Origin of the sequence: Streptomyces sp. NPDC093089 (assembly GCF_044754405.1) — a bacterium.
Taxonomy (GTDB): domain Bacteria; phylum Actinomycetota; class Actinomycetes; order Streptomycetales; family Streptomycetaceae; genus Streptomyces.
The window spans coordinates 45114-65876 of the sequence record NZ_JBIVPA010000005.1 but is presented as its reverse complement, the minus strand read 5'-3'; the positions used below and the strand labels follow the sequence as shown (position 1 = coordinate 65876).

Annotated in this window: 16 protein-coding genes; 10 read left to right on the top strand and 6 right to left on the bottom strand. The window is 73.3% G+C overall.

The genetic code is table 11. The features are described 5' to 3' along the window. The first annotated feature begins 148 nt into the window (after positions 1–148). The 3 genes from glnII to ACIQFX_RS13020 all read left to right on the top strand — a co-directional run bounded on the left by glnII (position 149) and on the right by ACIQFX_RS13020 (position 2321). On the top strand, positions 149–1180 hold the full coding sequence (gene glnII / locus ACIQFX_RS13030) for a glutamine synthetase (RefSeq protein WP_402461759.1): 1032 nt from the start codon (positions 149–151) through the stop codon (positions 1178–1180). A 347-nt stretch (positions 1181–1527) separates the two neighbouring features. Next, positions 1528–1650 carry a hypothetical protein gene (locus ACIQFX_RS13025; RefSeq protein WP_402461756.1) on the top strand — a complete coding sequence of 41 codons (123 nt, stop codon included), beginning with the start codon at positions 1528–1530 and terminating at the stop codon, positions 1648–1650. Positions 1651–1754: 104 nt separating this feature from the next. Continuing rightward, positions 1755–2321: a winged helix-turn-helix domain-containing protein gene (locus ACIQFX_RS13020; protein ID WP_402461753.1), complete on the top strand. Its 567-nt coding sequence runs from the start codon at positions 1755–1757 to the stop codon at positions 2319–2321. On the opposite strand, the gene ACIQFX_RS13015 is transcribed toward ACIQFX_RS13020, so the two are convergent. Together ACIQFX_RS13015 and ACIQFX_RS13010 are read right to left on the bottom strand one after the other, a co-directional pair. Beyond that, positions 2322–3755 carry a PepSY-associated TM helix domain-containing protein gene (locus ACIQFX_RS13015; protein ID WP_402461750.1) on the bottom strand — a complete coding sequence of 478 codons (1434 nt, stop codon included), beginning with the start codon at positions 3753–3755 and terminating at the stop codon, positions 2322–2324. 50 nt (positions 3756–3805) lie between these two features. Beyond that, the gene (locus tag ACIQFX_RS13010; RefSeq protein WP_402461747.1) at positions 3806–4531 is read right to left on the bottom strand and encodes a hypothetical protein; all 726 of its coding nucleotides are present in this window, start codon (positions 4529–4531) and stop codon (positions 3806–3808) included. A gap of 219 nt (positions 4532–4750) precedes the next feature. Between ACIQFX_RS13010 and ACIQFX_RS13005 the strand changes: the two genes are divergently transcribed. The 5 genes from ACIQFX_RS13005 to ACIQFX_RS12985 all read left to right on the top strand — a co-directional run bounded on the left by ACIQFX_RS13005 (position 4751) and on the right by ACIQFX_RS12985 (position 11360). Then, a complete protein-coding gene (locus tag ACIQFX_RS13005) occupies positions 4751–5755 on the top strand; it encodes an NAD-dependent epimerase/dehydratase family protein (RefSeq protein WP_402461744.1) in 1005 nt (334 codons plus the stop codon). 103 nt (positions 5756–5858) lie between these two features. Continuing rightward, positions 5859–6659 carry a tyrosine-protein phosphatase gene (locus tag ACIQFX_RS13000; RefSeq protein WP_402461741.1) on the top strand — a complete coding sequence of 267 codons (801 nt, stop codon included), beginning with the start codon at positions 5859–5861 and terminating at the stop codon, positions 6657–6659. A gap of 132 nt (positions 6660–6791) precedes the next feature. After that, positions 6792–9107, top strand: a complete 2316-nt coding sequence (locus ACIQFX_RS12995; protein ID WP_402461738.1) for a hypothetical protein — start codon at positions 6792–6794, stop codon at positions 9105–9107. Between the two features lie 307 nt (positions 9108–9414). Further along, positions 9415–10299, top strand: a complete 885-nt coding sequence (locus tag ACIQFX_RS12990) for a metal-dependent hydrolase (protein ID WP_402461735.1) — start codon at positions 9415–9417, stop codon at positions 10297–10299. Beyond that, positions 10299–11360 carry a PDR/VanB family oxidoreductase gene (locus tag ACIQFX_RS12985; RefSeq protein ID WP_402461733.1) on the top strand — a complete coding sequence of 354 codons (1062 nt, stop codon included), beginning with the start codon at positions 10299–10301 and terminating at the stop codon, positions 11358–11360. Before ACIQFX_RS12990 ends, ACIQFX_RS12985 begins: the two co-directional genes overlap by 1 nt. Before the next feature lie 7 nt (positions 11361–11367). Here the strand turns inward: ACIQFX_RS12985 and ACIQFX_RS12980 are convergent, their stop codons facing one another. After that, positions 11368–11865, bottom strand: a complete 498-nt coding sequence (locus ACIQFX_RS12980) for a hypothetical protein (protein ID WP_402461730.1) — start codon at positions 11863–11865, stop codon at positions 11368–11370. A 37-nt stretch (positions 11866–11902) separates the two neighbouring features. On the opposite strand from ACIQFX_RS12980, the gene ACIQFX_RS12975 reads away from it, so the two are divergent. After that, positions 11903–12634 carry a TetR/AcrR family transcriptional regulator gene (locus tag ACIQFX_RS12975; RefSeq protein ID WP_402461727.1) on the top strand — a complete coding sequence of 244 codons (732 nt, stop codon included), beginning with the start codon at positions 11903–11905 and terminating at the stop codon, positions 12632–12634. On the opposite strand, the gene ACIQFX_RS12970 is transcribed toward ACIQFX_RS12975, so the two are convergent. Then, complete coding sequence (locus ACIQFX_RS12970; RefSeq protein ID WP_402461724.1) at positions 12619–12951, bottom strand: 5-carboxymethyl-2-hydroxymuconate Delta-isomerase; 333 nt, start codon at positions 12949–12951, stop codon at positions 12619–12621. The genes ACIQFX_RS12975 and ACIQFX_RS12970 overlap by 16 nt on opposite strands. A 37-nt stretch (positions 12952–12988) precedes the next feature. Between ACIQFX_RS12970 and ACIQFX_RS12965 the strand changes: the two genes are divergently transcribed. After that, positions 12989–13531, top strand: a complete 543-nt coding sequence (locus ACIQFX_RS12965) for a GNAT family N-acetyltransferase (RefSeq protein ID WP_402461721.1) — start codon at positions 12989–12991, stop codon at positions 13529–13531. 36 nt (positions 13532–13567) lie between these two features. Here the strand turns inward: ACIQFX_RS12965 and pulA are convergent, their stop codons facing one another. Then, positions 13568–18871: a pullulanase-type alpha-1,6-glucosidase gene (pulA, locus tag ACIQFX_RS12960; RefSeq protein WP_402461718.1), complete on the bottom strand. Its 5304-nt coding sequence runs from the start codon at positions 18869–18871 to the stop codon at positions 13568–13570. A gap of 71 nt (positions 18872–18942) precedes the next feature. Continuing rightward, complete coding sequence (locus tag ACIQFX_RS12955) at positions 18943–20661, bottom strand: carbohydrate-binding module family 20 domain-containing protein (RefSeq protein WP_402461715.1); 1719 nt, start codon at positions 20659–20661, stop codon at positions 18943–18945. Positions 20662–20763: the final 102 nt, after the last annotated feature.

Below are 20763 nucleotides of genomic sequence, written 5' to 3'. Positions count from 1 at the left end.
CGGGGTTCACAAACGGGCAACCGACGGGAAATCCCGTGTTGCGAAGCTGCGGTCGAACACCACAGCGCAGTCAGCGCAGAACCGCAGCTTCTCGCAGTGCCGCGAGCCGCGACGGAACCCCGCAGCAGCACGCCAAAGGATGAGACCCGTGACCTTCAAGGCTGAGTACATCTGGATCGACGGCACCGAGCCGACCGCGAAGCTTCGCTCCAAGACGAAGATCATCGCCGGCGAGGGCCTCGCGCTCGACGAGCTGCCGATCTGGGGCTTCGACGGTTCCAGCACGAACCAGGCCAAGGGTCACGCGTCGGACCGCGTCCTCAAGCCGGTCTTCGTCTGCCCGGACCCGATCCGCGGCGGCAACGACGTCCTGGTGCTGTGCGAGGTCCTCAACACGGACATGACGCCGCACGAGTCCAACACCCGCGCCGCGCTGGCCGAGGTCGCCGCCACGTACGCCTCCCAGGAGTCGATCTTCGGCATCGAGCAGGAGTACACCTTCTTCGACGGCACCCGCCCGCTCGGCTTCCCGGTCAACGGCTTCCCGGCCCCGCAGGGCGGCTACTACTGCGGCGTCGGCGCGGACGAGATCCACGGCCGCCCGATCGTCGAGGCGCACCTCGAGAACTGCCTCAAGGCCGGTCTCGGCATCTCCGGCATCAACGCCGAGGTCATGCCCGGCCAGTGGGAGTTCCAGGTCGGCCCGCTCTCCCCCCTCGAGGTCTCCGACCAGCTGTGGATCGCCCGCTGGCTGCTGTACCGCACCGCCGAGGACTTCAACGTCTCCGCCACCCTCGACCCCAAGCCGGTCAAGGGCGACTGGAACGGTGCCGGCGCGCACACCAACTTCTCCACCAAGGCGATGCGCGAGGGCTACGACGCGATCATCACCGCCTGCGAGTCCCTCGGTGAGGGCTCGAAGCCGCTGGACCACGTCAAGAACTACGGCGCCGGCATCGACGAGCGCCTGACCGGCCTCCACGAGACCGCCCCGTGGGACGAGTACTCCTACGGCGTCTCCGACCGCGGCGCCTCGGTCCGCATCCCGTGGCAGGTCGAGCAGGACCAGAAGGGCTACATCGAGGACCGCCGCCCGAACGCCAACGTCGACCCGTACGTGGTGACCCGCCTCATCGTGGACACCTGCTGCGAGGCCCTCGCCAAGGCCGGCCAGGTCTGATCCGCACCGGGCCAGGACCCGATCAGCGCCCGATCCGGCACCTGATCAGCGCCTGATCACGCACTCCGGAAGGGGCGCCCACCGTTCCACACGGTGGGCGCCCCTTCCGTCATGCCGCCGCTGCATTCAGGAACGAGAGACGAACGCGCGTTCCACTCGTCACGCGATCCGCGATCCGCGATCCGCGGATCGCGGATCGCGGAGGGATCTACGCCTTACGCGGTCCCGCGCCGGATAGCGTCCGCGCCGTGAAGCCGGCTGGACGCAGCCGGACCTCGCCGAAGCCATCGGCGATCCGAGCGGCAAACCCGGGGACCGATCTGTTTCCCGAGTAGTAGACTAGGGATATGGCCATCATGAAGAACGACACCGCGACGGGTCGTCACGACCTCGAGCCGTTCTGGCCCTCTCGGCAGCATCACGACTTCGACCGGGTGTGTTGCCGCGCGATGAAGGCGTCGGCCCTCTAAAGCCCTGATCGGTACGGTCCGATCCACGGCCTTCGGCTGACGCGCATGACGACTGGCGTTCGACGCATGTCCGTCCCTTCTCGCGCGAAAGAGCTGAGTTCCCCATGGTGCACACCCAGATCACTTCCACCGCTTCCTCTCTGACCTCCGTGCGGCCCGGCCGGCATCGGCTGCGGGCCGTCGATCCGAACGAGGTCGTCGACCTGTCGCAGGTGGCGGGTTTCCTGCCGCCGGGGGCGACGTTGGTGCCGGCGCCGCAGCACACGCTGCCGGCGCTGCCGGGCAGGCCGCCGATGGTCGGGTACCTGGTGCTCGTACCGGCGGACCAGCAGGCGCAGTTGCCGGTGGCGCCGGTGCCGGGGCCCGCGGCCGCCACGGGGGCGGAGGAGCAGGGGCCGGTGAGCATCGACGACGTGCAGCGGATCGCCGTCGTGGACGGACAGGCGCTGGACCTGACGTACTTGGAGTTCGAGCTGCTCGCGCACCTGGTGGCGCATCCTCACCGGGTGCACACGCGGGACCAGTTGGTCACGACGGTGTGGGGGTACGGGCACGTCGGCGACGGTCGGACGGTCGACGTGCACGTGGCGCGGCTGCGGCGGAAGCTGGGCGCCGAGCACCGCCACACGATCCGGACCGTGCGGCGGGTCGGCTACAAGTACACGCCCTGATCAGGCGGTTCGGCCCGGGCGGGCCCTCACCTTCGCCACGGCGGCGAGGGTGAGGTCCACGGCGAGGAAGGCCAGCAGGCTGAGGCCGAGCAGCGGGACGAACCAGCCGACGAGCGCCGTGGCGGCGGCGAGCGGCAGGAGGAGGGTCACCGGGACCTTCCGCCAGGCGCCGCGGGCCACAGGTCGGCCGGGGCGGCGCAGCCACCACATGCGGTAGCCCCAGAGGATCAGCAGGATCAGGGCGAGCGCGAGGGCGGCCAGGGCGAGCTGGTTGAACAGGCCGAGGAAGACGCCGGTGTGGGCGTCGATGCCGATGCGGGTGAGCTTCGCGAGGAGCGGGTGGTCGGCGAAGGCGAGGCGGTCGAGGACCGCGCCGTCGGCCGGGTTCACGGCCACCGAGTCCAGCTGGAGCGGGAACTGGGTGTCGGTCTCCTTGACCACGTACCCCTTGCCCTCGACGGGCAGGACGACCGAGATCCGCGGGCTGTCGATGCCCGCCGCGCGGGCCGCCGCGACCGCCTTGTCGAGGCCTGCGTCCGCGCCCGCGGCGGGGGCGGCCGGGGTGTGGCCGGCGCCGTGGCCCTCGTGCTCGGAGGAGCCGGCGGCCGCGCCGCCGAGGGTGGCGGTGAGGGTGGGGGTCGCGCCGCCGAGGCCGTCCTGCACGGTGCCGATGTTCTCGCCCGCGTACCGCGACCAGGTCAGGCCGGTCGCGGAGAGGAGGACGAGGCCGGTCACCGCCCACAGGCCGACCGAGCCGTGCCAGGACAGGGTGCGGCGGCGGGACTTCGGGCCCCGCTCGGGCAGGACGAGCGCGCGGCGGGCGCGGCGGCGGCGGCCGAGCCAGAGCAGCAGGCCGCCGAGCGCTATCACCCACAGCCAGCTGGCGGCGAGCTCGCTGTAGTTGCGGCCGAACTCGCCGAGGTGCAGGTCGCGGTGGAGATCGGCCATCCAGGTGCGCAGCGGGAGGGCCCCGGAGCTGCCGTAGCTGGGCAGCTGCCCGCGTACCTCGCCGGTGTACGGGTCGACGAAGACGGCCGTCGAGGCGCCTTCGGGAGCGTCCGGGTCGGCCATCAGGACCCGGGTGGTCGCCCCGGGTTCGGCGCCGGGCCAGACGGCGGTGACGGTGCCGTTCGGGTTGGCGGCGCGGGCGGTCTCCACCTGCCGCGAGAGCGGAAGGGTCGTGTCGCCGACGGGGACCTCCAGCTCGTGCGCGTAGTACACCTTCTCGGCCTGGAAGGAGAGCGCGTAGAGCAGGCCGCTGACGGCGGCGACGAGGAGGAACGGGGCGACGAGGACGCCCGCGTAGAAGTGGAGGCGCATCACGAGGGGGCGCAGGGCGCTCCAGGTGCCGCCGGTCGCACGCGGCTCGGGGGCGGTTTCCGACGGTGGCGCCTCGGAGGTGTCCGGGCGTGCGGGATCGTGGAAGGTCGTCATGACGTGGCTGTCCTCGGAGTTCGTTGCAGACAGGGGAAAGGGACCCCCGGTCAGACGTGTGCTCCGAGGGTCGTGGCGCGGGGTGCGGACAGCCGGGGCGGGCCGCGCCGGGACAGGGTGTGCGCGAGGACGACGGTGTGCGGGCGGCGGGCGTTCCGGCGCTGCCGGCGGTGCGGCCGCCGCGGGGCGTCGGGCACGGCGACGCGTACGGTCAGGGCGCGCAGCGGGGTGAACGCGTACGCGAGGGCGGCTCCGGCGAGCGTGAGGAACGCGGCTTCGCCGCGGGCCAGCCAGAGGCCGCAGAGCAGTGCGGCGAGGAGGTGGACGGCGAGCATCCCGGCGCCGGAGGAGGCGGGATGCGCCGTGGTGACGGCGGTCGCGGCGTGGTCGGCCATGCCGGGCATGGCGTGCGCGTGGTCGGCCATGGCCGTCATGCCCGGCATCGCGTGCGCGTGGTCCGCCATCGCGTGCGCGTGGTCCGCGATGCCCGCCGTGCCCGGCATCGCGTGCGCGTGGTCCGCCATCCCCGTCATGCCGGCCATCGCGTGCGCGTGGTCGGTCGTCCCCGGTGGGGTGTTGGGGGGCGAGGGCGGGGCGGCCGTAGGGGGGTGGGCGGCGGTGGTCGAGAAGGTCAGGTGGAGGGCGCCTTGGAGGACGAGGAGGGCGCCGGCGATCGTCGGGGTGCTGCGGTGGCGTCCGGCGGCGGCCCAGGCGACCGCGGTGGTGGCGGTGAAGGCGGCGAGGAGGGTGGAGGCCGGGAGGGAGTGCGCAGACATGGACGAATGCCCTACAGCTGCCAAGCTGACGCAGACCGCCGCGAAGAGTGCGGCTCGCAGGGCACGCAGGGGCGACCGGGGATGCGTCATCGTCCGCCATGATGTCATCCCGGCCGGGTGGCCTGAAAGACGGCCTCCGGCGCCGTTCCTCCCGTGGCGGAATCCTCCCGGAGCGGAAGTTCCTGGCCCTGACACGTGAGGCCGGGCAGGCTTCGGATCATGAGACTGCTGATGCTCGGAGGTACGGAGTTCGTCGGCCGCGCGGTCGTCGAGGAGGCGCTGGGCCAAGGCTGGGAGGTGACGGTCTTCCACCGGGGCCGCCACACGCCTCCGGAGGGGGTCGTGTCGCTGATCGGGGACCGCACGGCCCCCGGGGGCCTGGCCGCCCTCGAAGCGGGTTCCTGGGACGCCGTGGTGGACACCTGGTCCGCCGCGCCGTCGGTGGTGCGGGACACGGCGCGGCTGCTCGCGGACCGGGTCGGGCGGTACGCGTACGTGTCGAGCCGGTCGGTGTACGCCTGGCCCGCGGCGGCCGGACTCGCGGAGGACGGACCGCTGGTGGAGGGCTCGCCCGACGACGGGGACGTTCCGTACGCGGAGGCCAAGCGGGGCGGCGAGCTGGCCGCCGCGGCCGCCTTCGGGCCGGAGCGGACGCTGTTCGTCCGGGCGGGGCTGATCCTCGGTCCGTACGAGAACGTGGGCCGGCTCCCGTGGTGGCTGGGCCGGATCGCGCGGGGCGGCCAGGTCCTGGCGCCGGGGCCGGACACCCTGCCGCTCCAGTACGTCGACGCCCGCGACCTGGCCGTGTGGACGCTGGACGCGGTGGAGGCCGGGCTCTCGGGGCCGTACAACCTCATCTCGCCGGCCGGGCACGCGACCATGGGCGAGCTCCTGGACGCCTGTGTGCGCGTCACCGGCTCGGACGCCGCGCTGCGCTGGACCGCGCCGGACGCGGTGCTCGCGGCGGGGATCGAGCCGTGGACGGAGCTGCCGGTGTGGATGCCGCCGGGCGAGATGTACGACGCGATGCACGCCGCCGACGTGTCGCGGGCGGTCGCCGCCGGGCTGCGCTGCCGGCCGGTGGCGGAGACGGTCGCCGACACCTGGGCCTGGCTGCGGTCGATCGGCGGGACCGCGCCGCAGCGCCCTGACCGGCCGCCGGTCGGCCTCTCCCCCGAGCGGGAGGCGAAGGCCCTGGCCGGGCCGGGGGTTCCCGGGGCGTGAACGAGGTGCTCGTGCCCGCCCGTACGGATCGCCATGATCTGCCTGTTTCCGGGCGATCCACTACGGTCGACACGAACATGTACGAACCGGAGGAGCCGACGCCATGCCCGCCATCCCCGCCGCCTCCGTCGCCAACCTCCGTGACCTCGGCGGCCTGCCGCTCGGCGACGGGCGGGCGGTGCGGGCCGGCCGGGTCCTGCGCTCCGCGCAGCTCGACCGGCTCGACCCGGAGGAGCCGGTGGTGGCGGGCCTGGGCATCCGCACGGTCGTCGACCTGCGGACGGAGCGGGAGCGCTCGGAGCGGCCCGACCGGCTTCCGGCCGGTGCGCGGGCGCTCGTCGCGGACGTGCTCTCCGACCATCTGGCCGGCAGCGGACTCCCGCCCGCCGCGCGGCTGAAGACGCTGCTCGCCGACCCGGCGCTGGCCGAGGAGCACCTGGGCGGGGGCCGGGTGCGGGAGGCGTTCGCGCGGACCTACCGGACCTTCGTGTCCGGGGACTCCGCCCGCGCCTCGTACCGCGCCCTGCTGGGCGAGCTGGGCACGCCGGGGGCCGGGCCGCTGCTGTTCCACTGCTCGGCGGGGAAGGACCGGACGGGCTGGGCGGCGACGGTGGTGCTGTCGCTGCTCGGCGCGGACGAGGAGACGGTGCGGGACGAGTACCTGGCGGTGAATCCGGCGGTGCGGCAGGCGTTCGCGCCGATGATCGAGGGGTTCACGACGCAGGGCGGCGACCCCCAGTTGGCCCTCGACCTGATCGGGGTGCTGCCGGAGTACCTGGACGCGGCGCTCGACGAAGTGGCGGTCCGGCACGGTTCGATGGAGGCGTACGTACGGGAGGGGCTCGGCGTCCCGGACGAGGTGACGGCGCTGATCCGGGAGCGGTTGACGGTCACCGCGGCCTGACCCCCGACCCGCGCGGCGCCCTCTCGCGGCGCCCCCGCACGGCCCCGGCACGCCCCCGCACGGCCCCGACGGCGACCGCGGGCCGCCCGCGGGCCGGGGTGACCATCGCAAGAATCGCTCGTTCTGCTGAACGTGAGCACCCAGGATCTCGTTCCCTCGCCCGTGGGCCCCGTCGACGTCGAGCAGGCCGAGGCCGCGCTCGTCGAGCGCTATCCGCGCCTCGTGCGCATCGCCTATCTCGTGCTGCCGCCGTCGCTGGGCCGCAACCGCCGGGTGCTGACCGCGCACGCGCTCGTCCAGCGCTCGCTGCCGCGCCGCCGGGTGCCGGGCACCGCCTCCGTGCCGGGGCCGCGGCGGGCCGAGGACGCGGTCGATCCCGGCTACGCGTACGTACGGGGCGAGGTGCTGCGGCAGGCTCTCGTCGCCGGGCTGCCGCTGCGGCGGCTCGCGCTGCCGCGCCGGGCGCAGTTCCCTCCGCTGCTCCCGCACGTGTGGGGCCTGCGGCTCTTCCCCCGGGTCGGGGGCGCCGACGAACTCGCCCTGGACCAGCACCTGTCCCGCCTCTCCGGCCCCGGCCGCGCGGCCTACGTCCTGCGCGGCCTGGAACGCCAGGGCGATCCCGAGGTCCTGCGCGTCCTCGCCGCGGCCGGCGTCGACGACCCCGAAGCCGCCCTGGACGAGGCGGACGCGCTGGACGCGCTGGAGACCCTGGACGCGCTGGACTCCGCCGACGGCGCCCCGGGCGGTCCTGCCGGGCCGGCCGGAACGGTCACCCCCGGTGGATCCGGCGAGCGGGTCGGCGAACAGGCCGGTCCGGGGCGGGGGCGGGATCGACCTGGTGGGCGCGGGGGGCATGGTGGGCCCGGTGGTCACGGAGGGCCTGGTGGGTCTGTGGGGCGCGAGGAGGGAAACCCGGGGCTCCGGGCGGACGGCGACGGCGGAGCCGAATCGGGCTCCGGCGGTACGGGTCCCCGTGGCGCCGGTGACGCCACTCCCCTCGGCGCCGGGGGTGCCGGCCCTGCCGGGCCCCGTGGCGTCGCCGGTGGTGCGGCGGCCGGTCCGTTCGGGGACGGGAGGGGCGGGAGGGCCCGGCGGGTGAGCGGGGCGGCGCTGCTGGAGTCGGACGAGTTCGATCCGTGCGCGCTGCAGGCGCGGCCGACGGATCTGATGCGGCGGCGGCAGCACGGGCGGGCGGCGCTGGTGGCGGTGGCGGCGCTGGCGGTCTGCGGGATGCTGCTGGGGCTGCCCGGTGACGGATGGGGAAGAAACGGTGCTGCGGCGCCGTCGTACGCGCGCAACCCGGCGGCCGAGGCGGCGCTCGACCCGGCGGCGGTGAAGCGGGTGGACGCGGCCGCGTGGCCGGGTTCGACGCGGCAGGACTTCTCGGTGTGGCCCGCGCGCGGCGGTCTGCTCGGGGACGGGGCGCTGGTGCGGCGGGCGCTCGCCGTGTGGGCGCGGCCCGGGCTCTCGGTGCGGTCGTCGGCGACGCCGGGGACGCCGGTGGGGCCGCCGATGGGGCCGCCCCAGCTGCTGTTCGCGGGGGTGGTGGACGGGGCCCGGGTGGTGCTCTTCCACGACGGGCTGCGGGTGGTGCGCTACGCGGAGCCGGTGCGGGAGGGTGCGGGGGCGGCGCTGGACTTCGCGCGGACGGACGGGGCCGACACGGCCGGTTCGACGGCGCTCGTCCTGTCCAGGGCCTCGGGCAACGTCCGCTATCTGACGGCCCCCTGGGTGCGGGAGGCGGCGGTGCGCGACCTGCTGGCGCCCGCGAAGGAGCCGTGGCCGCTGGCCCGGGACACGTACGGGGTGACCGAGCCGGTGCCGAGTCCGGCGGAGGCGAAGGGCTGCGTCCGCTGGAACACCCTCCAGGTGCGGGACGGTTCGGGGGTGCGGATCCTGTCGGACCTCGGCGAACTGGCGCCCGCGCGGCTCCTGTGGGGCCCGCCGGCGGCGCCGGTGGACGCGACGGGCCGCGAGGCGCGGGAGGCGTGGGCGCGGACGGCGTGCCTGCTGACGGCGGTACGGGCGCACGGGGTGCGGTCGGTGAACGCCTGGCGGTTCGCGCGGCAGCAGCTGCCCGAGGGCGCCGGGCGGGGCACCTGGCTGTGCACGCGCGCGGAGACCTGGCGGGGTACGGGCGCCCGGGTCCTCGCCCAGTTCCTGGTCCCGTCGGCGAAGGTGCCGGCGGCCCTCGCGGCGCGGTCCGAGGGGTCGCCCGCGTGCGGGGTCCGGGATCCGCGGGTCCTGGCGGGCGTGCTGTGGAAGGCGCCGCGCGGCGGCTGGTACGTCCTCGCCGCGGGCAGCCCGGAGTTCACCGCGCTGGAGCTGTCGGGCGGGGTGAAGGGGCGTTCGACCGGGCCGGTGCTCGCGGTGCGGGCGAAGGCGGGGGCGCGGGCGGACCTGGACGGGACGCTGGCGGACGGCACGCGGCGCGGCGCCCTGCGGTGACCCGGCCTGGCCGGGCCGGGGGCGGGGCGCCCTCACCGGCCGGGACCGGAGCCGGGCCGGAAGCACGCGCGCGCGAGGCGAGGCCACGGCCGGAGGAACTCGCGTACCGGGGCCGGGGGCACGCGCGAGGCGAGGCGGGCCGGGCCGGAAGCACGCGCGCGAGGCGAAGCCAGGCCAGGCGCACGCGCGCGGGCCGGCCCCCGGCGCACGCGCGCGGGCCGTAGCCGGCGGAACACGCGGATCACGGGCCGGAAAAAGGCGGTGCAGGGGCCTGTTGCCCCGACCTACCCCTCAGTACATTGACGTCATGTCTAATACGCAGCCTGCCCCGGTGGCGTCGGAACACGTCGAGCTCAAGGCCCGAAAGGTCTCCTTCGACTGGGAGGAGACCCCTCTCCACTGGGTCCCCGGCGACCCCTTCACCACGCACACCATCAACGTGCTGCACCTGCTGCTCCCGGCCGGCGAGCGCTGGTTCGTGCACGTCTACAAGCAGGCGCTGCCGTACATCACCGACGACCGGCTGCGCGAGGACGTCATCGGCTTCATCGGCCAGGAGGCCGTCCACTCCCAGGCCCACGACGACGTCCTCCCCCACCTGCGGAAGCTGGGCCTCGACCCGACGCCGTACACCGCGCAGGTCGACTGGTTCTTCGAGAAGCTCCTCGGGGACCGGACCCTGCCGCCCGGCCGGCCGCGCCGCTGGTGGCTGATGGAACGGGTCGCGATGATCGCCGCGATCGAGCACTACACGGCGTTCCTGGGCAACTGGGTGCTCAACGCCGAGGAGCTCGACCGGGTCGGCGCCGACCCGGTGATGCTGGACCTGCTGCGCTGGCACGGGGCGGAGGAGGTCGAGCACCGCTCGGTCGCCTTCGAACTGTTCATGCACCTCGACGGCGGCTACCGGCGCCGCGCCCGCACCTGGGCGCTCGCCTTCTCCGCGCTGGTGTTCCTGTGGCAGCGGGGCATCCGCTTCTTCATGGAGAACGACCCGAGCCTGCTCGACCCGAAGGCCTCCTTCGCGGACTTCGTCCGCAGGGGCCGCAAGGGCGTGCTGCCCTCGACCCCCGACATGCTGCGCTCGATCCCCCGCTACCTGTCCCGCGCCTACCACCCCTCACAGGAGGGCGACACCGCGCAGGCGATGGCCTACCTGGCCTCCTCCCCCGGCGCCAACGGAGGCCGCTGATGCCCCGGTTCACCACCGTCGTCCTGGCCGCGGGGGCCGCGCTGCTCGTCCGCCGCGCCGTCCGCAGCCGCATGTCCACGGCCCCGCTCTGGCCGATGCCCGCCCTCGACGAGCCCGTCTCCGGCTACGGCCGGGGCAGCACCGTCCCCCGCAAGGTCCTCGTGGCCGGCCGGACCACACCGGCCGAGGGGGTCGTCGAACTGCGCCTGGAGGGTGCGGGACTGCCCGCCTGGCAGCCGGGCGCGCACATCGACCTCGTCCTGCCGTCGGGCCTCGTCCGCCAGTACTCGCTCTGCGGCGACCCGGCCGACACCGGCGCGTACACGGTGGCGACCCGCCTCGTCGACGAGGGGCAGGGCGGCCGGGGCGGCTCGCGCGAGGTCCACGAGCAGCTCCACGAGGGCGTGGAGGTCGAGATCCGGGGGCCCCGCAACCGCTTCCCGCTGGTCGACGCCCCCGCGTACGTCTTCGTCGCCGGCGGCATCGGCGTCACCCCGGTCCTGCCGATGGTGCGCGCCGCCGAGGCGGCGGGGGCGGACTGGCGGCTCGTGTACTGCGGGCGGAGCCGGGCCACCATGCCGTACCTGGCGGAGGTCGGGAGGCTCGGCGCGGACCGCGTGACGGTCGTCGCGGAGGACGAGTCCGGCTTCCCCGACCTGGGCGTGCTCGGCGGGCTGCCCGAAGGGACCGTCGTCTACTGCTGCGGCCCCGACGGTCTGATGGACGCGGTGGCCGCGGCGATGCCGGAGGGCCGGACGGCGCGCTTCGAGCGCTTCTCGGCGGCGGCCACGACCGGCGGCACCGCCTTCGAGGTCGAACTCCGCCGGTCCGGCCGTACGTTGACGGTGGCGGCCGACCAGTCGGTCCTGGAGGCGGTCCGCGAGGAGCTGCCGGGGATCACGTACTCCTGCCGGCAGGGTTTCTGCGGGACCTGCCGGCAGCAGGTCCTGGAGGGCGAGATCGAGCACCGGGACGAGCTGCTGACGGATGCCGAGCGGGACGACTCGATGCTGATCTGCGTCTCCCGCTGCGCGGGGAAGCGGCTCGTCCTGGACCTCTGAGCGGGGCCTACGGGAGGATCAGCCAGTCGAAGGCGAGCGCGGCGGCCAGGCCTCCCACCAGGAGCCATGTGGCCAGCCGCGTACGGCCGTTGCGGGAGAGTTCGATCACGACGCCGCACAGGATCATCGCGAGGCCGTACACGCCGACGACCAGGACGGACGTACGGCTCGCGAGGCGGACGACCAGGACCACGGCGAGGGCGACGAGCAGGACGGACGCGGCGGCGACGCGGAGGCGCCGCGCCTGCTTGGGGGAGAGGCCCTCACCGGGGACCGCCTCGTCGTCGGCGTCGTCCTCGTCGTCCTCGTCGTCGTCGTCGAGTACCTCGTCCTCGTCGGCCTCTTCGTCCTCGTCGAGCGCGTCGCCCCGGTCGGCCTGATCGGCCTTCTCGGCGGTGTCGTCGTTGCCGGCGTCGTCGCCGCTGTCGTCGGCGCCGTCGGGCTCGGAGGCCTCGTCGGTCTCCGGGGCCTCGGCCGCCTTGGTGTCCTGGTCGGAAGCGCTCATGAAGCAGGAGCGTAACGGACCCCGTTAGGCTGTTCGTATGACGACCGGGGTACGCCGCAGGATGGGCGTCGAGGAGCGCAAGCAGCAGCTGATCGGGGTGGCACTCGAACTCTTCAGCCACCGCTCTCCCGACGAGGTGTCCATCGACGAGATCGCCGCGGCCGCGGGGATCTCGCGGCCGTTGGTCTACCACTACTTCCCCGGCAAGCAGAGCCTGTACGAGGCGGCGCTGCGGCGGGCGGCCGACGAGCTCGCGGCCCGGTTCGTGGAGCCCCCGCGGGGTCCGCTGGGGGCGCGGCTGCTGCGGGTGATGGGCCGGTTCTTCGACTTCGTGGACGAGCACGGGCCGGGTTTCGCGGCGCTGATGCGGGGCGGCCCCGCGGTGGGTTCGTCGACGACGAACGCGATGATCGACGAGGTGCGGCAGGCCGCGTACGAGCAGATCCTCGCGCACCTGGAGGTCGAGAAGCCGTCGGCGCGGCTGGAGTTGGTCGTCCGGTCCTGGGTGTCGCTCGCCGAGTCGACGGCGCTGCTGTGGCTGGACGGCCGCCGCGTCCCGCGCGCGGAGCTGGAGTTGCAGCTCGTGCACGACTTCGCGGCGCTCGCCGCGGTGAGTGCCGCCTACGACCCGGAGATGGCGGGGATCCTGGTCGGGATCCTCGCCGACGAGCCGGCCGACGGCCCCTTCGCGGACCTGGTGGCCCGGCTCGTCACGCTGGTGCCCTCCGTCGGGGCGGCTCCGGCCGTGCCCGATCAGCGCTTGCGGTAGGACGGGTCGAGGTCGCGGACCTCGGCGGCGAGGCGGACGCCCTCCGTCTCCTTGAGGTAGGTCGGCAGCAGTGCGAGGACTGCCTCCGAGAGCCGCGCCTTGAGCGCCTCCGGGCGGCCGGGCAGCAGGGCGATCTCGACGTGCACGACGACGTCGTCGGTGGCTCCGTCGCCGACGACCAGTTCCTCGACCTCCCGGAAGCGCGTCTTGCAGTCCTCGACGGCGATGTCGACGGTCTCGGCGACGAGCGGGTGCAGGGCGAGCGCGAAGCCGCGCCGGTCGAGGGGTGCGGAGTAGTCGACGGTGATCTGCGGCATGAGGGTCGCTCCTGGCCAGAGGGGGTACGGCTGTCGGATGTCTGGCCACACCTTTACGGTGATCGTCGTGACGACACAAGTGGCCTTCCGGCGGGCGGACGCACGCGACCTGGACGTTCTGGTGGGGCTGTTCGACGGGGCGGCGCGCTGGATGGTGCGGAACGGGATCGACCAGTGGAAACCGGGCGGGAAGGGCGCGGAGCACTTCCGGGCGCGGATCGCCGGGGGCGAGGTGTGGCTGGCGTCCCGCGGGGACCGGGTGGTCGGCGCGTACGAGCTGTGGTGGGAGGACCCGGAGGTCTGGGGGCCGCAGCCGCCGGTGGCGGGGTACGTGCACCGGCTGATGACCGACCGGGAGGCGGCGCCCGCGGGCGCGGGGCGGGAGCTGCTCGCGCACGCGGAGGGGCGGATCGCCGCTTCGGGGCGGACGCTGGCCCGGCTGGACTGCGAGACGCGCAATCCGCGCCTGGGGACGTACTACGAGGGCGCCGGGTACACGGCCCTCGTCCCGCACCTGGAGAAGGTCGGCGCCGACGGCCGGCGGTACGCGGTGACGCTGATGGAGAAGGCCCTGGCGTGACGGGGGCGTCACGCCAGGGCCCGGGTCGACCGGAGGTCAGCTCGCGGCCTTGAACACCGCCACCGAGCGCGCCGGGACCGTGAAGGTGCCCGAGGCGGTCTCGTAGGTGGCGGACTTCACGACGGTGTCGGAGCCCGCGGCCTGGACGGGGTGCAGGGCGTAGCCCTTCCCGGCCAGGTCGGCGACCTTCTGCGTGGTGCTCCGCGGGGTCGCGTTGAGGACGACGACGAGGTCGCCGAGGCGCATGGTGATCACGCCCGGGGTCTCGTCGGTGCCGGAGAGCGGGAAGCTCAGGGCCGACTGGACCTGTCCGGCGGTGGCCAGGGAGAACACCGGCTCGGTGGAGCGGATCTCCTGCAGGTCCCGGTAGGCGGCGGAGGTGCCGTCGATCTGCTCGCAGCCGACCGTCAGGGCCGGGTTCACGAGCAGCGGCTTGCCGTAGGACCACTTGGCCTTGTTGTCGGCGGCCGGCGGGAGGCCGCGGCCGAAGCCGTTGCCGTCGCGGCAGTCCCAGTGGATGGCGTTGAACCAGTCGCCGCTGTCGTAGGAGTTGCGGTCGAGGGACTTGGAGCGCAGCAGGTCCGAGCCGGCCTGGGAGAGCGCCGGGCCCTGGGAGAGGGTGGCCGTCGCCATGGCGAGGACCTGCATGCGGGCGCGGTCGGCCGGGGAGGTGCCGGCCGGGAGCTTGAACGCGAGCGCGTCGTACAGGCTCTCGTTGTCGTGGGCGTCGACGTAGGCGAGGGCGTCGCCGGGTGCGGCGGCGTAGCCGGCCGGGGAGCCGTTGTAGTCGACGTCGGAGCCCTTGACGGTGCGGCCGGAGGTGTCGGTGAAGGTGTAGGCGGCGAGGTTGCCGCTCAGGCCGACCTTGATGAGGTCCTGGTAGTGCAGGAGGCGGGCCTTCTGCTGCTCCGGGGTGCCGTTGGCGGTGGAGGAGTTGGGGTCGGTGTAGAGGCCGGAGGCGAAGCCTTGGATGCCGGGGTCCTCGTCGAAGGGGCCGCCGCCGCGGACGGCGTCGCGGGCCCGGTCGGAGAAGGTGGCGATGCCGGTGCCGGCCATGTTCCGCTGGGTGGCCTGGACGAAGCGGGCGTCGTCGGCGACCTCGCCGAAGTTCCAGCCCTCGCCGTAGAGGACGATCGCCTTGCCGTCGACGCCGTCCTTCTCGACGGTCAGGGCGTCGAGGGCCTTGCGGACGGCGAGGATGTTCTCCTTCGGGTGGTGGCCCATGAGGTCGAAGCGGAAGCCGTCCACCTTGTAGTCGCGCGCCCAGGTGACGACCGAGTCGACGACGAGCTTGCCCATCATGGCGTTCTCGGTGGCGGTGTTGGCGCAGCAGGTGGAGGTGGCGACGGAGCCGTCGGCCTGGAGCCGCTGGTAGTAGCCGGGCACGATCTTGTCGAGGACGGACTTGTCGGACTGTCCGGCGGCGACGGTGTGGTTGTAGACGACGTCCATGACCGTGCGCAGGCCGTCGTTGTTGAGGGCCTGGACCATCTGCCGGAACTCGACCGTGCGGCGGGTGCCTTCGGGGTCGGTGGCGTAGGAGCCCTCGGGGACGGTGTAGTGCAGCGGGTCGTAGCCCCAGTTGTAGGCGTCCTCGGCCGCGGCGGCGGTGACGCAGGCCTGCTGCTCCTCGGAGTCGGGGGCGTAGACCTTCAGGTCGCAGGCGGGTTCGGTCCGGTCCGACTTCTTCTCGGGGACGGTGCCGAGGTCGAAGGCGGGCAGGAGGTGGACGTAGGAGGTGCCGGAGGCGGCGAGGGCCTTGAGGTGTCGCGAGCCCTTGCTGTCCTTGTCGGTGAAGGCGAGGTAGGTGCCGCGGTGGTCGGCCTTCGCCGTGGTGTCGGCGACGGAGAAGTCGCGGATGTGGAGTTCCTGGATCTGGGCGTCCCGCAGCGGTACCGCGGCGGGCTTCCTCAGGTCCCGCCAGCCCCGGGGGGCGAGCTTCGGGTCGGTGAGGTCGACGGCGAGGCTGCGGGCGGAGTCGGTGGTGAGGGCGGTGGAGTAGGGGTCGGTGACCTTGTTGACGACGACCTTGCGGACGCTCGGGGCCCAGACCTCGACCACGTACCGGTAGGGCTTCCCGGTCCAGGACTTCGGGCCGGTGGCGGACCAGACGCCGGAGGCGTCGTCGCGCCGCATGGGCACGGTCTTCCCGTCGAGTTCGAGGGCGACGGTCCGTGCCGTGGGGGCCCAGAGGGAGAGGGTGGTGCGGCCGCCGGTGAAGACCGGGCCGAGGCGCGCCTTCGTGGCCTCGGTCGCGTAGAGATCGTCGAGGACGCCGGCGGTCTGGACGCCGGTGGCGGCGAGGAGGGCGCCGTTGGCGGCGCGCTGGGTGGCGATCAGCTGGCCGCGCAGGGAGTCGCGGACGCGGTCGGCGTCGCGCGGGTCGACGGTGAAGGCCGGGTACGCCGCGAGGTGGGGGTACTTGGCCTTCTGGGCGTCGCTGAGGGAGGAGGGGGCGAGCCGGAGCCACTGGCCCTCGGTGTTCAGGGCGCCGTCGGTGACGGCGATCCCGCCGTCCTCGGCGTACACCAGCTGCTGGCTGGTGGCGTCGGTGGGCTTGACCTTCCAGACGACGGTGTTCCGGTCGATCCACTGGGCCTCGGAGGTGCCGAGGTCGAGCGCGGGGGCACCGCCGACGGTGGGGAGCAGGTACTTCTGCTGTGCGGACAGTGCCCAGATCTCGTGGCCGTAGGTGGCGAGGTCGAGGGACTGGTCGGTGGGCAGGTCCTTCTGGTCGCCCTTGTGGAGGATGTACGAGAGGGAGGTGGCTCCGGAGGTGAGGGGCACCTCGTAGACCGCGCCGTAGGCGTCGAAGCGCACCGGCATGAGCGGCTTGGACCAGTCGGTGGGCTGGGCGGCGCCGGTCCAGGTGTGCAGGCCCCAGCCGTCGTAGTCGCCGTCGGGCCGCTGGTAGTGGATGACGGCCTTGGTCTTGTCCGGGGTGGCGGGGGCCGGGTTCGTGTCGGACTGGCCGTCGGCGCCCTGCGTGATCCAGACCTCGCCGGTCCGGCCGAGGTTGATGCTGCGCTGCGGGCCGTCGGCGGTGCCGTCCTTCTCGACGGTGTAGGCGAGGGCGGAGGCGCCTTCGGGGACCTTGACCCAGGCGAAGGCGCCGTGGGCGTCGCGGCCGGTGAACGCGGCCTCCTGGCCGGCGGCCTTCAGCTTCCAGCCGTCGTAGTTCCCGTCCTCGCGGCGGTAGTGGACGACGGCGTGGGTCCGGTCGACGGCGACCGGCTTCTCGGGTGCCGGGGGCGCTCCTGCCGTGGTGGCGGCGGTGGCGCTCGCGGTGCGTCCGGCGGAGTCGACGACGACGGCCTTGTAGCGCAGGGCGGTGCCGGCGGGGGCGGTCACGTGCTGGGTGACCTTGTAGGGGGCGTGGTCGGCGGTGCCGAGGGTCTGCCAGCGGCCGTTGCCGACCTGGGCGGCGAAGACGACCCGGTTCAGCTGTCCGCCGGTGACGTCGGCGGTGAGCTCGACGGTGCCGGTGGCTCCGGCGGCCGGGGCCCTGAGGGCCACGGTCGGCTCGGCGGCCGGGGCGGGGAGGGCCTTGTCCGCCTTGAGGACGAGGGAGGAGAGGGCGGGGACGGTGACGGTGACCTTGCCGTCCCGTGCGGCGACTGCGCCCTGACCCCCGTACAGGGCACGGAAGTTCGCGGAGTCGACGGGGAGGGTGACGGTCTTCGCGGTGGTGGCGCCGTTGGTGGCGACGAGGTACTCGGTGCGCGTGGCGGCGTCGGTGCGGGAGAAGGCGTAGACGGAGCCTTCGGCGTACCGCTCCTGCTGGACGCCGTCGCGGAGGGCGGGGTTCTCGCGGGTGAGCTTGGAGAGCGCGGCGATCGACCGGTACACCGGGTGGGTGGTGTCGTAGGCGTCGGTGGCGTGGGTGCGGTCGGTGCCGATCAGGTCGTCGTCGAGGTAGTCGGCGGCCTGGGAGGCGAAGAGGGGCTGGCGGGCGTCCTTGTCGCCGCCGGCGCCGGTGAAGCCCTGCTCGTCGCCGGAGTAGACCACCGGGTTGCCGCGGGTGAGGAACATCAGCTCGTTGGCGAGCCGGGTGCGGTCGACGAGTTCGGCGTCGGTGGCGTTCGGGTTGTCCTGCTTGAGGAAGGTGCCGAACCGGCCCATGTCGTGGTTGCCGAGGAAGGTGACCTGCTCGTAGGCGTTGGCCTTGTCGGTGGTGTAGCGGTAGTCCTCGGCGAAGACCTTGGCGAGCCGGTCGGCGCCGGCGCCCTGGGAGGCGAAGGCGCGGGCCGCGTCCTGGAAGGGGAAGTCGAGGGTGGCGTCGAGCCGGCCGCGGGTGACGTAGGGGGCGGTGACGGTGGTGTCGGCGGAGTAGACCTCGCCGAACATGAAGAAGTCCTCGCGGCCCTGCTTCCGGGCGTACGCGTCGAGGGCGGTGGCCCACTGGGTCCAGAAGTCCAGGTCGACGTGCTTGACGGTGTCGATGCGGAAGCCGTCGATGTCGAAGTCGCGGACCCACTTCTCGTAGATCCTCTTCATGCCCTCGACGACCTCGGGGCGCTCGGTCCAGAGGTCGTCGAGGCCGACGAAGTCGCCGTACTCGGCGGACTCGCCGACCCAGGTGGAGTCGCCCCGGTTGTGGTACATCGTCGGGTCGTTGAGCCAGGCCGGGACCTTGGTGTCCGCCTTCCCGGCGGGGGTGACGGGGGTGTACGGGAAGGAGCCGGCGTCGACCTTGCCGACGGCGTCGCGGTCGTCGAAGGGGCGGCCGTCCTCGTCGAGGTAGGGGTAGGCGCCCTTGGGGCGGTAGCCGTACTTCTGTTCGGCGTAGTCGACGGTGTCGGCGGTGTGGTTGGTGATGACGTCGAAGAAGACCTTCATGCCCTTGGCGTGGGCGGCGGCGATCAGCTTCTTCAGGTCCTCGTTGGTCCCGAAGTGCGGGTCGACCTGGGTGAAGTCGGTGATCCAGTAGCCGTGGTAGCCGGCCGAGGCGTCCTTGCCGGTGCCCTGCACGGGCCGGTTCTTGAAGATCGGCGCCATCCAGATGGCGGTGGTGCCGAGGCCCTTGATGTAGTCGAGGCGCCGGGTGAGGCCCTTGAGGTCGCCGCCCTGGTAGAAGCCCTTGTCGGTGGGGTCGAAGCCGGTCTGCGTACGGCTGCCGGTGAGGCCGCCCCGGTCGTTGGACGTGTCGCCGTTGGCGAAGCGGTCCGGGAGGACGAAGTAGAACTGCTCGCGGGTGAGGTCCTGGCGGGTGGGCTGGGCGGCGAGCGCCCGGTCGGACGGCGGGGCGGGGGGCCGGGGCGCTGCGGCGGCGGGGACGGCGGGCACGAGGGCGGCGCACAGGGCGGCGGCCAGTGCGACCGCCGTTCTCTTGCGTGTCACGGGGGTGCTCCCTGGAGGTACGGGAAGAGAGGGCCGCCCCGGCGGGGCGGCCCTGGTGCGTGCGGGGAGGCTCAGCTGCGGAAGGTGTCGTTCAGGACGATCTGGCCCGAGGCGGGGACGGTCGCGGTGCGGTTGGCGCCGGACTCCCAGGTGACGTTTCCGGCCGCGTCCTTGCGGATGTACTTGTACTCGAAGGACGTTCCGGCGGGCAGGGGGACCGTCAGCTTCCACACGGGGTAGGCGGCCGGGTCGAGCTTGAGGGCGGAGGCCGGGGCCCAGTTGCCGAGCTCGGCGCGGTTGCCGGTGACGTAGATGTTCTGGCCGACGACCGTGGTGGCGTTGACGTTGAACGAAGCGCCCGCGGTGGCGGGCGGGGTCGTCGTCGGCGGCGTGGTGGGGGTGGTCCCGCCGCAGTTGGTGGCGTTCACGTGCAGGGCGACCGCGGTGTTGGCGGCGAGGGTGGCCGTGAACTGGCCGGAGGCGTTGACCGTCACGGCCGTGTTGCTCTGCACGTCGCAGTAGGCGCCGGCGGGCAGGGAGGTCTGGAAGGTGCGGGTGAGCGCCGAGGACTCGTGGTTGATCGCCACGTAGGCCTTGGAGCCGCGGCCGAACGCGATGGCGTTGCCGGCGTTGTCCCACCAGTTCGTGACGGCCTGGCCGCGCGCGGTGTTGCGGAAGGCGACCATGGAGGAGATCTCGCGCCAGGCGTGCTGGCACTTCCAGCCGTCGGTGTAACAGGCGTTCACCTGGCCGCCGTTGGGCGGGCCGGCGTCCTTGTCGGTCCACTCGTAGCCGGAGTGGACGTCCGGGGAGCCGTAGGGCCAGGCGAGCATGAAGACGGAGGCGAGGGTGTAGTTGGCGCCGTCCTTGTAGGACAGGGTGTCGCCGCCGCGCTCGGTGTCGTGGTTGTCGACGAAGACGCCGGACTGGCCGGAGGGCATGTAGCCCCAGGCCTCGCCGAAGTTCTTGAGGTAGGCGAGCTTCTCGTTCTGCAGGACGCGCTTGAGGTCGCGGGCGTAGCGGAACTCCTGGACGTCGCCGCTGCCGAGGTACTCGCTCGGGGAGACGGCCTCGCCGGCGCCGTGGATGGCCTCCTGCTTCCAGTAGGCGTTCGGGTTCGTCAGCCGGGACTTGATGTTGGCGAGGTCGGCGGCCGGCATGTGCTTGGCGGCGTCGATGCGGAGTCCGTCGACGCCGAGCGAGAGGAGGTCGTTGAGGTAGCCGGCTATCTTGCCGCGGACGTAGTCCTCGCCCGTGTCGAGGTCGGGGAGTTGGACCAGTTCGCAGTTCTGGACGTTGGCGCGGTCCTGGTAGTTGGTGATCGAGGAGCGGCAGTCGTCCATGTCGGAGCCGGAGTAGAGGCCCGGGTAGTCGTACTTGGAGAACGGGGTCCCGCCCGTTCCCGTACCGGAGCCGTTCGCCATGTGGTTGATGACGGAGTCGGCGACGACCTTCACACCGGCCGCGTGGCAGGTGTCGATCATGTTCTTGAAGGCGGTGCGGTCGCCGAGGCGTCCGGCGATCTTGTAGCTGACCGGCTGGTACGAGGTCCACCACTGGCCGCCCTGGAGGTGTTCCTGGGGCGGGGAGACCTGGACGTATCCGTATCCGGCGGGGCCGAGGCGGTCGGTGCACTCACGGGCCACCGAGGCGAAGTTCCATTCGAACATCACCGCGGTGACGTCCTTCTCGCCGGGCGGGGTGGCCTGCGCCGGGGCGTTTCCCGTGACGGCCACAGCGGCAGCTCCCGCCACGAGGGCGAGTGCAGCGGCCACGGTTCTTCTGGCCATGCTTCCTCCTGTACGACATCTGTGTCGCAAGAAGTTGCCGAAAACTTCAGCAACTGTTTTCAGCCGTGACCGTACGAGTGCCCCGGCGCCCGGTCAACCCTC

Coding starts and splice junctions, on each gene's coding strand:
- ACIQFX_RS12965 (WP_402461721.1), top strand. CDS start 12,989: ATGTCTGGCCACACCTTTACGGTGATCGTCGTGACGACACAAGTGGCC.
- ACIQFX_RS13020 (WP_402461753.1), top strand. CDS start 1,755: ATGGTGCACACCCAGATCACTTCCACCGCTTCCTCTCTGACCTCCGTG.
- ACIQFX_RS13015 (WP_402461750.1), bottom strand. CDS start 3,755: ATGACGACCTTCCACGATCCCGCACGCCCGGACACCTCCGAGGCGCCA.
- ACIQFX_RS12975 (WP_402461727.1), top strand. CDS start 11,903: ATGACGACCGGGGTACGCCGCAGGATGGGCGTCGAGGAGCGCAAGCAG.
- ACIQFX_RS13025 (WP_402461756.1), top strand. CDS start 1,528: ATGGCCATCATGAAGAACGACACCGCGACGGGTCGTCACGACCTCGAG.
- ACIQFX_RS12955 (WP_402461715.1), bottom strand. CDS start 20,661: ATGGCCAGAAGAACCGTGGCCGCTGCACTCGCCCTCGTGGCGGGAGCT.
- ACIQFX_RS12970 (WP_402461724.1), bottom strand. CDS start 12,951: ATGCCGCAGATCACCGTCGACTACTCCGCACCCCTCGACCGGCGCGGC.
- ACIQFX_RS12985 (WP_402461733.1), top strand. CDS start 10,299: ATGCCCCGGTTCACCACCGTCGTCCTGGCCGCGGGGGCCGCGCTGCTC.
- ACIQFX_RS13005 (WP_402461744.1), top strand. CDS start 4,751: ATGAGACTGCTGATGCTCGGAGGTACGGAGTTCGTCGGCCGCGCGGTC.
- ACIQFX_RS13000 (WP_402461741.1), top strand. CDS start 5,859: ATGCCCGCCATCCCCGCCGCCTCCGTCGCCAACCTCCGTGACCTCGGC.
- ACIQFX_RS12990 (WP_402461735.1), top strand. CDS start 9,415: ATGTCTAATACGCAGCCTGCCCCGGTGGCGTCGGAACACGTCGAGCTC.
- ACIQFX_RS12980 (WP_402461730.1), bottom strand. CDS start 11,865: ATGAGCGCTTCCGACCAGGACACCAAGGCGGCCGAGGCCCCGGAGACC.
- ACIQFX_RS13010 (WP_402461747.1), bottom strand. CDS start 4,531: ATGTCTGCGCACTCCCTCCCGGCCTCCACCCTCCTCGCCGCCTTCACC.